At 71.1% G+C, this 14,602-nt stretch carries 9 protein-coding genes; 6 read left to right on the top strand and 3 right to left on the bottom strand.

Annotation, left to right across the window (positions count from 1 at the left end; genetic code table 11):
- A partial coding sequence (locus ACHFFZ_RS16635) for a hypothetical protein (RefSeq protein WP_394277708.1) occupies positions 1-362 on the bottom strand: 362 nt, incomplete at its 3' end.
- A gap of 169 nt (positions 363-531) precedes the next feature.
- On the opposite strand from ACHFFZ_RS16635, the gene ACHFFZ_RS16630 reads away from it, so the two are divergent.
- On the top strand, positions 532-1,821 hold the full coding sequence (locus tag ACHFFZ_RS16630; RefSeq protein ID WP_394277707.1) for a M16 family metallopeptidase: 1,290 nt from the start codon (positions 532-534) through the stop codon (positions 1,819-1,821).
- Positions 1,822-1,845: 24 nt separating this feature from the next.
- Here the strand turns inward: ACHFFZ_RS16630 and ACHFFZ_RS16625 are convergent, their stop codons facing one another.
- A complete protein-coding gene (locus ACHFFZ_RS16625; RefSeq protein WP_394277706.1) occupies positions 1,846-2,610 on the bottom strand; it encodes a hypothetical protein in 765 nt (254 codons plus the stop codon).
- 178 nt (positions 2,611-2,788) lie between these two features.
- Here ACHFFZ_RS16625 and ACHFFZ_RS16620 point away from each other — a divergent pair, with 178 nt between their 5' ends.
- From ACHFFZ_RS16620 to ACHFFZ_RS16605, 4 genes are read left to right on the top strand one after another with little or no spacing between them, the layout of a single operon-like run.
- The gene (locus ACHFFZ_RS16620; RefSeq protein WP_394277705.1) at positions 2,789-4,237 is read left to right on the top strand and encodes an ABC transporter substrate-binding protein/permease; all 1,449 of its coding nucleotides are present in this window, start codon (positions 2,789-2,791) and stop codon (positions 4,235-4,237) included.
- The gene (locus ACHFFZ_RS16615; RefSeq protein ID WP_394277704.1) at positions 4,234-5,043 is read left to right on the top strand and encodes an amino acid ABC transporter ATP-binding protein; all 810 of its coding nucleotides are present in this window, start codon (positions 4,234-4,236) and stop codon (positions 5,041-5,043) included. Before ACHFFZ_RS16620 ends, ACHFFZ_RS16615 begins: the two co-directional genes overlap by 4 nt.
- Positions 5,044-5,098: 55 nt before the next feature.
- Positions 5,099-9,001 carry a Pls/PosA family non-ribosomal peptide synthetase gene (locus ACHFFZ_RS16610; RefSeq protein ID WP_394277703.1) on the top strand — a complete coding sequence of 1,301 codons (3,903 nt, stop codon included), beginning with the start codon at positions 5,099-5,101 and terminating at the stop codon, positions 8,999-9,001.
- Between the two features lie 54 nt (positions 9,002-9,055).
- Complete coding sequence (locus tag ACHFFZ_RS16605) at positions 9,056-10,372, top strand: M1 family metallopeptidase (RefSeq protein ID WP_394277702.1); 1,317 nt, start codon at positions 9,056-9,058, stop codon at positions 10,370-10,372.
- 580 nt (positions 10,373-10,952) lie between these two features.
- Here ACHFFZ_RS16605 and pulA read toward each other — a convergent pair.
- Positions 10,953-13,667 (bottom strand): pullulanase-type alpha-1,6-glucosidase, encoded by a 2,715-nt coding sequence (pulA, locus tag ACHFFZ_RS16600; RefSeq protein ID WP_394277701.1) that lies wholly within the window; start codon positions 13,665-13,667, stop codon positions 10,953-10,955.
- A 191-nt stretch (positions 13,668-13,858) separates the two neighbouring features.
- Here pulA and dapB point away from each other — a divergent pair, with 191 nt between their 5' ends.
- The gene (dapB, locus tag ACHFFZ_RS16595; protein ID WP_394277700.1) at positions 13,859-14,599 is read left to right on the top strand and encodes a 4-hydroxy-tetrahydrodipicolinate reductase; all 741 of its coding nucleotides are present in this window, start codon (positions 13,859-13,861) and stop codon (positions 14,597-14,599) included.
- The last annotated feature ends 3 nt before the right edge of the window (positions 14,600-14,602 follow it).

The following is a 14,602-nucleotide window of genomic DNA, read 5'->3' as shown; positions in this document are numbered from 1 at the left end:
AAGTTGATCTGCCCGAGACTGTTCATGATCTCGGCGCGGGTCTCGGGAGAAACCTTCTTGCCATCGAAGCGAACCGCCAGGACGTCCATGGTCTCGCAGTCGCACTGTGCTGCATAAGCGTTGGCCTGGTCGGTCGACTCGAACTTGAGGATGGTGATCCACTGGTTCCTGGCCGCCTGGATGCACTGTGCCTCTGGGCATTCCTCCTGCGTGGCGATCCTTGCGTCGAGGTAGGGCCAGGACTTGTCAGGGTTCTTCTCGAACTGGGCCAGGTCGATGTCCATGTGCTTCGTCGTCGCGGCTTCGTAGACGGAGCAGCCTGCGGTCGTGAAGACCAGCGCCGCCAAGACCACGAGGGACACCCTTCGGAGTCCGGCCATGCTCATGGCACCACTTTCCTCTGCAGCTCGACGGATTTCCTGCCCATTCTGGCAGGGTCCGGCTGGCCGTCCAATGTCCTGGTGCACACCTGGCCCCAGACCAGCCCACCGGTGTGAAGGATCGACCGGGGATCGCGGCTAGGCTGGTCCGATGGCCGATTCCGCTCCTGCTGTCCGTCGCTCGTCGCTGCCGGGCGGTCTGCGCGTCGTGACCGAGCAGGTACCTGGATCACGCGCCTTCGACGTCGGTTTCTTCGTGGGCGCCGGCTCCCGCGACGAGCAGCCCGGCGAGCATGGCGCCAGCCACTTCCTGGAGCACGTGCTCTTCAAGGGCACCCCGACCCGGACCGCGGAGCAGATCTCGGCGCAGGTGGAGAACTTCGGCGGCGACCTCAATGCCTACACCACCCGCGAGTACACCTGCTTCCACGCCAGGGTGCTGAGCGAGCAGGCCGGGGCGACGGTCGACGTCTTCTGCGACATGCTCGCAAACTCCCTGCTGCGGCCCGTCGACGTCGGGGCCGAGCGCGGAGTGATCCTCGACGAGATCGCCATGCACGCCGACGACCCTTCCGAGGTGGCGGTCGAGGCCACCATTGACGCCCTGTTCGCCGGCACCCGGCTGGCACCGCTGGTGATCGGCTCGTCCACCTCCATCCGCCGGATGAGCACCCAGCGGGTGCGGGACTACTGGCGTCGCAGCTACACCAGCGACCGGATCGTCGTCGCAGCGGTCGGCGCCGTGGACCACGACGAGCTGTGCCGTCGCCTGGCCGACTTCGACCGCGCGCTCGCCACGACGAAGCACGCGCCCGAGCGCGAGCCCGCCCGTCCCGCGGTGTCCTCCCCGGTCCGGGTGCGCTCCAATGACCTCGCCCAGACCTCGGTGGTGCTGGGCTTCGGCACCTTCGGTGCCCTCGATGCGCGCCGCGAGGCGCTGGCGCTGCTGGCCGTCGCCCTGGGCGGTGGCATGAGCTCGCGGCTCTTCCTGGAGGTGCGGGAGCGCCGCGCACTGGCCTACACCATCGACTGCGGCGAGGCTGCCTGGACCGATGCAGGCCTGATGACCATCGACTGGCAGGCGCTTCCCGAGCGCACCGCCGAGATCATGCAGGTGGTGCGAGACATCGTGGCCGAGGTGCGTGAGCACGGCATCACCGCCGACGAGCTGGAGGCCGCCAAGGGGCAACTGGTGGGCCAGAGCATCCTGCACTACGAGAACCCGTCGGCCCGGATGAGCCGACTGGGCAGTGCTGAGGTGACCGGCGATCGGCGCACCATCGCCGAGGTGCTCGACGCCTACGCCGCAGTGACGCTCGACGAGGTCAACAATCTCGCCCGTGAGCTGCTGGCCCAGGTGCCGGTGGTGAGCATGGCCGGCGCGGCGACGCCCCGCACCGCCGCGCGTCGGCTTCGGGAGCACTGGCTCGACCCGCGCTGAGCCTGGCTCGACTGCCTGGTCTGTTCAGCGCTGGGATGCCCAGTCCAATGCCAGCCGGTCCAGCAGCAGTCGCTCCAGCCCGGTCCACTGCTCGCGTTCCTGTGGTGGGTGCACCATCGGGTGGGAGCCGCCCGGCCAGTAGCGCAGCCCCGCCCCCTTCCAGACCACCTCGCCGGGCGCGCTGCGGGGAGCATCGGCCCAGTGGACCTGTGCCCGTCGGGCCACCACTTCATCGTCCTCGTCGCGGATAGGGGTGAACTCCAGGGCGCGCAGGACGGCGTCTCCCACTCGTGCGTGCCAGCTGCGCAGGCGCAGGTCTTCGTGGAGCCCTCCGAGCGCGGGGCCCGGGAGCGCCAGGACCTCGCCACTGGCCAGCGTCGGGGTCGTCGCTGGACGCAGTTGTCCCGCAACGGCGTGCGCGAGCTCCCGCACGACCAGCCCCTCGAGGCTGTCAGCCGGCGGGTGCTCCCAGTCGATGGAGCCGTCGATGGACAGCACCGCCCGGGCCAGCAACTCGTCCTGCCCGTCCAAGCGCGGACGGTCGAACCAGACCTCCGCCCGGGTGGGCGTCGAGCCCTCACCCAGCACGACCGACGGCCACAGTGCCGTGTCCTGGGAGCCGGGCCAGGGCTCGAACCAGGTGATGCCGTCGGCCACCCACCACCGCAGGACGGCCACGACTGCCTCGTCGTCCAGCACGGCCACGGTGGCACAGCCGGGCTGCAGCAGCGGGGCAGGGTCGGCCGCTGGCCAGCGCTCCCGGCAAAGGTGTGTGCGAATCAGGGTCACCTTCCTGTCTGTCGCACGCACCGGCAGAAAACCTCCGATCCCAACCAGTGCGCGGAACGCCATCGTACAAGGGACTGCCCCGACCACAGGGTGGAACCGGTGAATTCGTGCGGGGCAAGGTCCTAGCCTTCGGCAGGTGAGAGCCTCATTCCCCACGCCTGCGACCTGGTGGGTCCCGATGCGCAGGACCCCGGTCCGCTGGCTCCTGGCCATCCTGCTGGCACTGGCCGGCCTGTGCGGCCTGGCGTCACCGGCGGCGCAGGCCCGCACCGCCCCGGTACAACCCGCGGCCGTGCCGGACACCCTGCGGGTGGGCACCGAGGGCGTCTACCCGCCCTTCAGCTACCACACCGGTGACAAGCTCACCGGCTACGACGTCGACTACATCAACGAGGTCGCCCGGCGCCTCGGGGTGCAGGTGGACTTCGTCGAGACCCCCTGGGACTCGATGTTCGCCGGGCTCGACGCGGGACGTGTCGACCTGATCGCCAACCAGGTGAGCGTCAATCCCGAGCGGCAGGCCCGCTATGACCTCTCCAAGCCCTATGTGACCAGCCACGGCGTCGTGCTGGCCCGGGCCGACGACGACCGCATCGATTCGCTGGACGACGTCAAGGGCCTGCGCTCGGCACAGAACATCACCTCCAGCTGGGCGACGGTGGCCAAGGATGCCGGTGCCACCATCGTCGGCGTCGAGGCGATGGACAAGGCCGCAGACCTGGTCAGCCAAGGACGCGTCGACGTCCTGGTCAACGACGAGCTGGCGGTGCGCAACTTCCTGACACTGCATCCCGACTCGGGCCTGGAGATCAAGGCCACCACCACCGAGCAGTCCCAGAGCGTCTTCGCCACCCGCAAGGGGGCCGGCATCGTGGCCGACGTCGACAAGGTGATCGCCGAGATGGAGGCCGACGGCACCGCCCAGCGCATCTACGACACCTACTTCGCCGTGGAGGTGAGCGCCCCGTCCACCTGGAGCGTGGTGCGCGAGAACATCGGGCCGATGGTGAGCTCCATCCTCACCGCCACGATCCCGCTGACACTGGTCAGCTTCGTCATCGGTCTCGCCCTGGCACTGGTGCTCGCGCTGGCCCGGATCTCGTCGAACCGCCTGATGGACTGGCCGGCACGGCTGTTCATCTCGCTCTTTCGCGGCACACCGCTGCTGGTGCAGCTGTTCATCGTCTTCTTCGGCCTGCCGCAGCTCGGCATCCGGTTGTCGCCATGGCCGGCGGCGGTGATCGCCTTCAGCCTCAACGTGGCCGCCTATGCCGCCGAGATCATCCGCTCGGCCATGGGCTCGGTGCCGCGGGGGCAGTGGGAAGCGGCCACCACCATCGGCATGGGCCGCGGGCTGACACTTCGCCGGGTGATCCTGCCGCAGGCGGCGCGGGTGGCGGTTCCCCCGCTGTCCAACACGCTGATCTCACTGGTCAAGGACACCTCCCTGGCCTCCAGCATCCTGGTCACCGAGATGTTCCGTCGCGCCCAGATCGCCGCCGCCCCCAGCGGCGCCTTCCTGGAGCTCTACGGCGTCGCGGCGGCCCTGTACTGGATCATCTGCCTCGCCCTGGGCTTCGTGCAGTCCTGGTTGGAGGAGCGACTCGGAAGGCATGTGGCGCAATGACCACGACACGGAACCCGACAGGCGCGTCCCTGGTGGAGGTGACGGGGCTGCGCAAGTCCTTCGGCCCCGTCGACGTCCTGCGCGGCATCGACTTCACCATCGCCCCCGGCGAGGTGACGGTGCTGCTCGGCCCGTCGGGATCGGGCAAGACGACCATCCTGCGCTCGCTGAATGCCCTGGACCTGCCCGATGCCGGACGCGTGCGCATCGGCCAAGACGCGGTGGACTTTGCCCAGCTCCGACGCGGACGCCACGGCCACGCCGTGGGGGAGTGGGCACGCCAGGTCGCGAGCCTGCGCAGCCACAGCGGCATGGTCTTCCAACAGCACAACCTGTTCGGGCACCGCAGCGTGCTCGCCAATGTCATCGAGGGCCCGGTGCAGGTGCAGAAGGTGCCGCGAGCGGAGGCCGAGGCCACCGCCCGTGACCTGCTCGCCCAGGTGGGCCTGGCAGACCAGGCCGACAAGTACCCGCACCAGCTCTCCGGTGGCCAGCAGCAAAGGGTCGGCATCGCCCGGGCACTGGCGCAGCGGCCCGACCTGCTGCTCTTCGACGAACCCACCAGCGCCCTGGACCTAGAACTGGTGGGCGAGGTGTTGGGAGTGATGCGCCGGTTGGCCGAGCAGGGACGCACCATGCTGGTGGTCACCCACGAGATCGCCTTCGCACGACGCGTGGCAGACCAGGTGCTGTTCATCGACGGTGGCCTGCTGGTGGAACAGGGCAGCCCCGCCCAAGTGATCGACGACCCGGAACAGCCCCGCACCCGAAGCTTCCTGCACCGGATCCTCGACCCCTTGGCCTGAGGCGCGCCGCTGGACGTATGCCTGGTGTTCACCTGGGCCGGGCATACTCACCCCAGTGAGTGCAGACAATTCCCCCGAGCACCTGCTCCTGGACCCCCTGTTGGGCGGTACCCGCGCCCCCGCGCCGCGGACCCTGGTCGAGCTCTTCGACGAGGTCGTCGAGGCTCACGGTGACCAGCCGGCGCTGGATGCAGGCAACCAGGTGCTCACCTACGACGAGTTCCGCCAGGCCGCCCTGGTGGTGGCCGCCCAGCTCGCCGAGCTGGGCATCGGCCCCGGTGACAAGGTCGGCGTGCGCGTCCCGTCGGGCACCGCGGACCTGTACGTGGCGATCATGGGCATCCTGCAGGCCGGCGCCGCCTATGTGCCGGTCGATGCCGACGACCCCGACGAGCGGGCCCGCACCGTCTTCTCCGAGGCCGAGGTGGCAGCCGTCGTGACCGCAGACCTGGTCGTGACCAGCCGCCTGTCCCCGCCGCGGGCCGCCACCGAGCTGGTCGAGCCCGAGCTGGGCGACGACTGCTGGGTGATCTTCACCTCCGGTTCCACCGGCAAGCCCAAGGGGGTGGCGGTGAGCCACCGCAGTGCTGCTGCCTTCGTCGATGCCGAGTCCCGCATCTTCCTGCCCCGCCAGTCGATCGGGCCCGGCGACCGGGTGATGGCTGGCCTGAGCGTCGCCTTCGACGCCTCCTGTGAGGAGATGTGGCTGGCCTGGGCCCACGGCGCCTGCCTGGTGCCGGCACCGCGCAGCCTGGTCAAGTCCGGCGTCGACCTGGGGCCGTGGCTGGTGGCCAACCGGATCACCGTCGTGTCCACCGTCCCCACCCTGGTCAGCCTGTGGCCCACTGAGGCGATGGACCGGGTGCGGCTGCTGATCGTCGGTGGCGAGGCCTGCCCGCCCGAGCTCGGTGCCCGCTTCGCCACCGACACCCGGGAGGTGTGGAACACCTATGGCCCCACCGAGGCCACCGTCGTGGCCTGCGCCGCGGAACTCGACGGCAGCCCGCTGGTGCGCATCGGCCTGCCCCTGGACGGCTGGAACCTGGCCGTGGTGGACGCCGAGGGCAACCCGGTGGCCGAGGGCGAGGAGGGGGAGCTGATCATCGGCGGTGTCGGTCTGGCCCGCTACCTGGACCCCGCCAAGGACGCCGAGAAGTACGCCCCGATGCCCACCCTGGGCTGGGAGCGCGCCTATCGCTCCGGCGACGTGGTGGTCAACGACCCGGCCGGGTTGGTCTTTCGCGGCCGTGCCGACGACCAGGTGAAGGTCGGTGGGCGACGCATCGAGCTGGGCGAGATCGACTCCGCGCTGCTGCAGCTGCCCGGGGTCGTCGGTGCCGCGGCGGCGGTGCGCAAGAGCGCTTCGGGCAATGCGCTGATCGTCGGCTATGTCACCGTCGACGAGCACTTCGACCGGTCCAGCTCGATGGCGCGGCTGCGCGCCGACATGCCCGCGGCCATGGTGCCGAGGCTGGCGGTGGTCGACGACCTGCCCACCCGCACCAGCGGCAAGATCGACCGCGACGCGCTGCCCTGGCCGCTGCCCGAGGACACCACGGTCAATGCCGAGCTGGGGGAGCGCGCCAACTGGGTGGCCGGTATCTGGCAGGAGGTGCTGGGCAGCCGCCCCACCTCGGCCGAGGAGGACTTCTTCGACCTGGGCGGCGGCTCGTTGACGGCCGCGCAGATCATCGCCCGGGTCCGCACCCAGTTCCCGACGGCAACCGTCGCCGACGTCTACGAGCACCAGACGCTGGGCGCCTTCGCCACCCGCCTGGCGCAGCTCGAGGCCCCTGCGGGGCGGCGCAACGAGAAGGTGCACCCGGTGCCGCTCAAGACGCAGCTGGGCCAGGTGGCCGCGCTGTTGGGGATCCGCACCCTGCAGGGTTTCCGTTGGGTCTTCTGGCTCGCGCTGGGTGCGCGCGTGCTCGACCTTGCCGGGTGGGGGCTTCCCGCCAGCTTGGCCCCGCTGGCGCCGTGGTGGCTGCTGGCGTTGCTGTGGGTGGTGCTGGTCTTCGCGCCGGGCCGGCTGCTGGTGGCGGCCGGTGCGGCACGGCTGGTGCTCGCGGGCATCACGCCGGGGCAGTACCCGCGGGGAGGCAAGGTGCACCTGCGGCTGTGGCTGGCCGAGCGCCTGGTCGACACCTTCGGTGCCGGCACCATCGGCGGGGCCGGCCTGGTGCGCTGGTATGCCCGGTTGCTCGGCTGCCGCGTCGAACCGCACGTGGACCTGCACGCCCTGCCGCCCGTCACCGGTTTCCTCACCCTGGGGGAGGCCTGCTCCATCGAGCCCGAGGTGGACCTCAGTGGGCACTGGATCGACGGGGCGACCGTGCACCTGGGACGCATCGAGGTGGGTGCCGGCGCCCGTGTCGGCGCCCGCTCCACCATCTTCGGCGGCGTCCGCCTGGGGCCCGAGGCGGAGGTGGCGCCCGGATCGACGGTGCTGCACGACGTCCCGGCCGGTGAGCGCTGGTCGGGTTCGCCTGCGGTCCCGATCGGACGGGCCCGCGGCCCGTGGGAGGAGCAGCCCCCGTCGCGTCCCTGGTGGACCTGGATCTACGGCACTGCCGGTGCGGCGATCTCCTCGCTGCCGGTGCTGGCCATGGCGGCCGGTGCGGCCGTGCTGTGGCGTCCCGTCGCCGCCACCACCGGGATTCGCGACGCGCTGACGACCGCGGCGCTGTGGCTGCCGCTGGCCGGTCTGGCCGGCTACGCGACGCTGGTGCTGCTGGTGCTCGTCGTGGTGCGGCTGCTGGGGATCGGCCTGGAGGGAGGCCACCACCCGGTGCAGGGTCGCCAGGCCTTCCAGGCGTGGGCGACGCTGCGCGTGATGGACGAGGCCCGCACCTGGCTCTTCCCCCTCTACGCCGGCGCGGCCACCACCTGGTGGCTGCGGGCGCTGGGCGCCAAGGTGGGCAAGGATGCCGAGGCCTCCACGGTGCTGATGATCCCCGCACTCACCACGGTGGGTGCCGGCTCCTTCCTGGCCGATGACACCCTGATCGGGGGCTACGAGCTGGGCGGAGGCTGGCTGCGCATCGAGCGGGTCAAGATCGGCAAGGGCGCCTTCGTCGGCAACTCCGGCATGACGGCGCCGGGCCGCAAGGTGCCCAAGGGCTCACTGGTGGCGGTGCTCTCGGCCGCGCCGCGACGCAAGAAGGCCAAGGCGGGCGCCTCCTGGGTGGGCTCGCCGCCCGAGAAGTTGCGCCGCAGCGCGCAAGTCTCGGACAGCTCCCGCACCAGCGCCCCCAGCCGCCGGTTGCGGGGGCGGCGCGGCCTGGTCGAGAGTTGCCGGGTGCTGGCGCTGCTCGCCCACCTGGCCATCGGGCTGCTGTGCGTCGGGCTGCTGGCGCTGCTGGTGGAGCGCTTCGGCTGGTGGGTGGCTGCCGCCGGATCGGGCCTGGTGCTGGTGTTGTGCGGCTGGGTCGCGGTGCTGCTGGCGGCCGCGGCCAAGTGGCTGCTGGTGGGCCGGTGGAAGGTCGACGAGCACCCGCTGTGGTCGGCCGCGGTCTGGCGCGGCGAGCTGGCCGATGCCTTCGTCGAGTCCGTCGCCATGCCGTGGTTCCTGCGCCACGTGCCCGGAACCTCGATGCTCAACGGCTACTTCCGCCTGATGGGGGCCCGGATCGGACGCGGTGTGTGGTGCGAGACCTACTGGCTACCGGAGCACGACCTGGTGGCACTGGGCGATGGCGCCACCGTCAACCGTGGCTGCGTGGTGCAGACCCATCTCTTCCACGACCGCATCCTGGCCACCGACCGGGTCACCCTGGACGCCGGTGCGACGCTCGGCCCCAACTCGGTGGTGCTGCCCGCGGCCCACATCGGCGCGCACGCCACGGTCGGGCCGGGCTCGCTGGTGATGCGCGGCGAGTCGCTGCCCGAGCGCACCCGGTGGGGTGGCAACCCGATCGGCCCGTGGGTGGAGGACGAGCCCGAGGCACCCAGGCCCTAGGCTGGACCGGCCCCGCACATCCCACTGCAGCACCAACCCCGAAGGAGCATCACCGTGCCCGCCCCCGATCCCTACCTTCCCGGCCATGGCGACGACGGGTACCGGGTGCTGCACACTGACCTGCGCCTGGACTACAAGGTGACCACCAACCGCCTCGACGAGCTGGCCCGGCTCACCGTCGTGGTGGACCAGCCCCTGACCAGGCTGGAGCTCGACCTGGTGGGGCTTAAGGCTTCGCGGGTGACCGTCGACGGGGCCAGGACCCGCCACCGCCAGACCCGCAACAAGCTCGTCGTCGAGACCGGGGCCCGCAAGCCAGGTGACCGGATGGAGCTGGTGATCGCCTGCGCCGGAAAGCCGACCACCGTCCCGGGAGTCCATGGCGCCGCCGGCTGGGAGGAGCTCACCGATGGCGTGATCGTCGCCTCGCAGCCCCAGGGCGCTCCCGGCTGGTTCCCGTGCAATGACGACGCCGCCCGCAAGGGCACCTACCGGATCGAGGTGCGCGCCGCCAGCGGCTACCGCGTGGTGTGCAATGGCACGCTGGCCGAGCACCAGGCCAGTGGCGGCACCACGCGCTGGGTCTACGAGATGGACCAGCCGATGTCGCCCTACCTGGCCACCGTGCAGATCGGCCGCTACACCGTCGACGAGCAACCGGCCGGTGTTCCGGTCGAGGTGGTGCATCCAGGCCGGATCGCCGTCGGCGCGGGAACCGCCTTCGAGCACCAAGGTCGCATGGTCGACCACCTGGCCGAGCTCTTCGGCCCCTATCCCTTCGACCAGTACCGCGCCGTCGTGGTCGACGACGTGCTGGAGATCCCGCTGGAGGCGCAGGGGCTGAGCACCTTCGGGCGCAACTTCGCCACCCCTACCTGGGAGAACGAGCGCCTGGTCGTGCACGAGCTGGCCCACCAGTGGTTCGGCAACTCGGTCACCGCGGCGCAGCTGGCCGACATCTGGCTGCACGAGGGCTTCGCCTGCTACAGCGAGTGGCTGTGGGCCGAGCAGCGCGCCGCCAGCGGCATCACCGTCGGCACCCAGCAGCAGGCCGCGCTGCACCATGCCGGACTCAAGGGGCAGCAGCAGTCCACGCTGCTGCGCAACCCAGGCATGCGCGACATGTTCGACGACTGGGTCTACAAGCGCGGCGCGCTGACCCTGCACGCCGTGCGCTGCCAGGTGGGCGATGAGCTCTTCTTCGAGATCCTGAAGTCGTGGACCGCCGAGCATGCCGGCGGGGTGGTGACGACCGATGACTTCATCGTCCACTGCACCGCTCGGGCGCCTGAGCACGCGGCGAAGCTGGAGAAGCTCTTCGACGCGTGGCTGGGTCAGACGGCGCTGCCGCCGCTGCCGGTTCTGCGCTGAGGCTGGGTCCTGGCCCACTGAACCCGTCTGCGAGCACCGGCCGGCGGGGGCCGGCCATCGCGAGGGCGGCGCGCCACGGGACGAGGTCAGCCGTGCAGTCGAGGTCGAGGTCGAGGACCTGGACCGCTTCCCCACACGCTCGGCGATTCCCTGCAGGGACGGCGAATCCCGTCCCCAAGGCCTTCAGCCGCGCTTCGGTGCGAACCCAAGCGCGGGTGCGGTCAGCTCCGTCGTCCAGTTCCCACAGCGATTCCAGGCCGTCGGCTGCGCCGGGCCGCTCCAGGTCGACGCCCACCGGCGCCTCGACGCAGACCGCCACCAGGCAGTGCCCGTCGGCCCGCGACAGGTTCACGTGCGGCGCCCTGGACTGGCCGAGGAGCCCCGGAGGCCCCACAAGAACTGGGCGGCCATGGGCGCTGCTGCCACACCGGCCGCAGGCATGGGCCAGGCGCCAGCCGTCGCGGCCGGTCACCCGCGCCGCCAGGGCGAGCAGCAGTGCGTGGGCGTCGCCGGTGCCGAAGCCAAGGTGCACCACCGTCTCGGCCGCGATTGTCTCGGGCACGGTTGCCTCGGACACTGCTCAGGCCCGCTGCCAGAAGACCGCCGCGGTGCGTCCCGGCACCTCCAGCACCCCGTCGATGAAACGCGCCGAGGCCGTCACCGGGTCGCGGCCGTCGGCCTGGGCCGGGCACAGGCGCAGGTCGAGCCCGGCCAAGGAGGGCACTGGCTGACGCACCGTGCCGGGGCAGGCATTGAGCACCACCACGGCGCCGTCGAGCACACCAGGGACCAGGCGTTCGCGGTTGTCGACGTGCATCACCACCGCGCCGGGGGTCGCCAGCTCGGTGCCGGCCACCGGGAAGTGCACCATCTGGTGCACCAGCTCGGCGCGTCCCAGCCGCAGCAGCGGTGTCGAGGAGCGCACGTGCAACAGGTCGTGGGCGCGATGGTTCGCCTCGCGCACCTGCTCCGGCGTGGGCTTCAGCGTGGGATCGGCCAGCAGCGGACGCAGCCAGGGCCAGCGGGTCATGTTGTCGGGGGCCGGCGGCAGGCCGCGACCGAAGCCGTTGTGCGCGCCAGTCCAGTCGAGCCGGTTGAACCAGTCCCCGGAGTTGTAGGAGTTGCGGTCGAAGGACTTGCTGCGCAGCAGGTCGGCGCCGGCATGCCACAGGAAGGGCGACTGGCCCAACACCACCGTGGCCAGGGCCAGGGTGTTCATCCGGATCCGCTGGTCCATGGGGAGCTTGGCCGGCAGCTTCAGCGTGAGGGCATCCCACAGCGTCTCGTTGTCGTGGGCATCGACATAGTTCACGACGTCGAAGGGCTCGGCGGCATAGCCGGCCGGGCGGCCGCCGTAGTCGATCTGGTCGCCGCGGCGTCGCCAACCGTCATGGCAGCGCAGCGAGTAGTCGCGCAGGTTCCCCGCCATGCCGAGCATCAGCAGGTCGGTGGAGCGGCCCAGTTCCTCGGCGGCGGTGACGTCCCACCGGCTTCCGTTGGGGTCGCCGGCCAGGCCCGTCGCGAAGCCCTGCCGGCGCGGGTCCTCGTCGAAGGGACGCCCGCCGCGCACCGCATCGCGGATCCGGTCGTTGAAGGTGGCGATCCGGGTGCCGTCCAGCTGGCCCTGCGTCGCCTGGGTGAACAGGGCATTGTCGGCCACCTCCCCGAAGTTCCAGCCCTCGCCGTAGAGGTGCACCTCGCGGCCGTTGATGCCGTCGCGTTCGACCGTCAACTGGTCCAGGGCGTGGCGCACCCGCGCCATGTTGCGGGCACTCGAATGGCCCATCAGGTCGAAGCGGAAGCCGTCGACGTGGTAGTCGCGGGCCCAGCGCACCACCATCTCCACCATCAGCTTCTCGGTCATCAACCGCTCGGTGGCCACATTGTTCGCGGTCGTCGAGCCCTCGGGAAGGCCCATCGCGTCCAGCCGGTGGTGGTAGCCGGGGGTGATCCGGTCGAGCACGCTGCGCTGGTCCTGGCCGCTGGCGGCGGTGTGGGTGAAGACCTGGTCCATCACCACCCGCAATCCCATCTGGTGCAGCGCGTGCACCATGACGCGGAACTCGCCGACGCGCCGGGCCCCGTCTGCCGACTCGACGGTGGAGGCATAGGAGCCCTCCGGTACGCCCCAGTGCCACGGGTCATAGCCCCAGTTGAAGGCATCGGCGTCCCCCAGCGCGGCGAGCATCTGCTGCTGGCGGTGGTCGTCGGGACGAAGACGGGCCAGCTCCGCATCATTGGGCTGGGGCATCGGGGTGGCCTCGGGGATGCTGGCCACGTCGAAGCAGGGCAGCAGGTGCACCGTGTTGATGCCGGCCCGGGCGAGGGCCTCCAGGTGGCGGGTGCCGTGGCCGTCGTGGGCGAAGGCCAGGTAGCTCCCGCGAAGGGCCGCGGGCACCAGCCCGTCGGCCGTCGAGAAGTCGCGCACGTGCAGCTCGTAGACCGCCACGTCCACCTCGGAGCGCAGCCGCGGGCCGAAGGAACGCTCCCACCCGCCGGGCAGCGCCGCCGGATCGGACAGGTCCACCAGCACCGAGCGCTGGGAGTCCACGGTCAGTCCCGTCGACCAGGGGTCGGTCACCAGGTTGGTCTGTATGCGTCCCGTGGCCGGGCTGTGGACGCGCACCTCGTAGAGGTAGCGAGCGCCCAGGCAGTCACGTCCCAGGCTCGCCGTCCAGGTGCCGTCGGTGGTGCGGGTCATCGCGCGCCGGCGGGCCGTGGCCAGCGGCGGGGCACTGCCCGCGTCGGCCGGCCACAGCAGCAGGTGCACCTGCTGGGCGGTGGGGGCCCACAGGCCCAGGTGGATCCGCTCGCCGTGCACGTGCGGGCCCAGTTCCCGTTGCCGGGCACTGGGGGCGTGCACGTCGTCGAGCACCGGTCCCAGCTGGAGGCCGGTGAGCACGTCCAGCCGACCGTCTAGCACCCTGCCGAGCAGGAGCTGGCCGGTGAGCATCTCGGGCACCAGGGGCTCCGCGGCGCGCGGCAGCCGCAGTGCCAGGTGGACGGCCTGCGCGCGGTGCCGGGCACGCAGCTGGTCCGGCAGGCCGGCCGGCTGTGCCTCCAGCTCGACCAGGCGGACGTCGTCAGCCTCCAGCCCGGTGACCGTCTGCCCCGACCAGTCCACCGAGGCCAGTGGCGACCACAGCAGCACCCAGCGCTGGCGGCGAGGTGGGTGTCGCAGGCCAGCATCCAGGTGGCGCGGCACGGCGATGGTTGCGCGGTCAAGCCAGACGGCCTGGCATCCGCGGTGTGCCAGGCCTTCGCGGGGGATCAGGGTGATCGACGGATTCTGCACGATGACAAGCCTAGATGCCTCGATCAACCGGAGGTGAACTGTGCGTGGCGCCTGCCGGTGGGTGGCACGGCGCGCGCCGAGATGGCTCCGCAGTCGGGGATCTGTTGCCACAATGGGGCTGAGAAACCAACAGCCCGGGGGGATCCCGGGGTGACGAGTCCGGGCAGTGCCCGGATGGAACAGGAGCAGGCGTGACTCGAGTGGCGGTCTTCGGTGCGAATGGACGAATGGGGGGCGAGGTCTGCCGTGCGGTGCAGCGCGCCGAGGGCCTCGAGCTGGTGGCCGCGGTCGACGCCGGTGATCCCCACGACGAGGCCGAGCGGGCCGACGTTGTGGTGGACTTCACCCATCCCGATGCCGTGATGGACAACCTGCGCTGGTGCATCGACCACAACAAGCACGCGGTGGTGGGCACCACGGGCTTCACCCCCGAGCGCCTGGAGACGTTGCGCGGCTGGCTGGCCGAGAAGCCGCAGGTGGGCGTGCTGATCGCCTCCAACTTCTCCATCGGTGCGGTGTTGATGATGCACTTCGCCAAGCAGGCGGCCGCCTACTACCCGAGCGTGGAGATCATCGAGCTGCACCACCCGAACAAGGCCGATGCGCCCTCCGGTACGGCCGGAACCACGGCCCAGATGATCGCCGAGGCGCGGCGCGAGGCGGGCCTGGAGGCGGTGCCGGATGCCACCCAGATCGACCCCGACGGTGCCCGCGGCGCCCAGGTCGACGGCATCCACATCCACGCCCTGCGCATCCAGGGCCTGATTGCCCACCAGGAGGTGCTCTTCGGCCAGGACGGCGAGACGCTGACGATCCGCCACGACTCGATGAACCGCGCCAGCTACATGCCCGGCGTCATCACCGCGGTGAGGGCCGTCGGGGATCGCCCCGGCCTCAGCCAGGGGATCGAGGGGCTCCTCGGCCTGGAATGAGCG

It is taken from the genome of Luteococcus sp., assembly GCF_043424415.1.
In the GTDB taxonomy this organism is placed as follows: Bacteria; Actinomycetota; Actinomycetes; order Propionibacteriales; family Propionibacteriaceae; genus Luteococcus.
The sequence above is the reverse complement of the archived record's forward strand: the minus strand, read 5'-3'. Positions and strand labels throughout refer to the sequence as shown.

Bases quoted from the DNA above. Each gene is read 5' to 3' on its own strand.
- ACHFFZ_RS16615 (WP_394277704.1), top strand. From the start codon at position 4,234: ATGACCACGACACGGAACCCGACAGGCGCGTCCCTGGTGGAGGTGACG.
- ACHFFZ_RS16620 (WP_394277705.1), top strand. From the start codon at position 2,789: ATGCGCAGGACCCCGGTCCGCTGGCTCCTGGCCATCCTGCTGGCACTG.
- ACHFFZ_RS16630 (WP_394277707.1), top strand. From the start codon at position 532: ATGGCCGATTCCGCTCCTGCTGTCCGTCGCTCGTCGCTGCCGGGCGGT.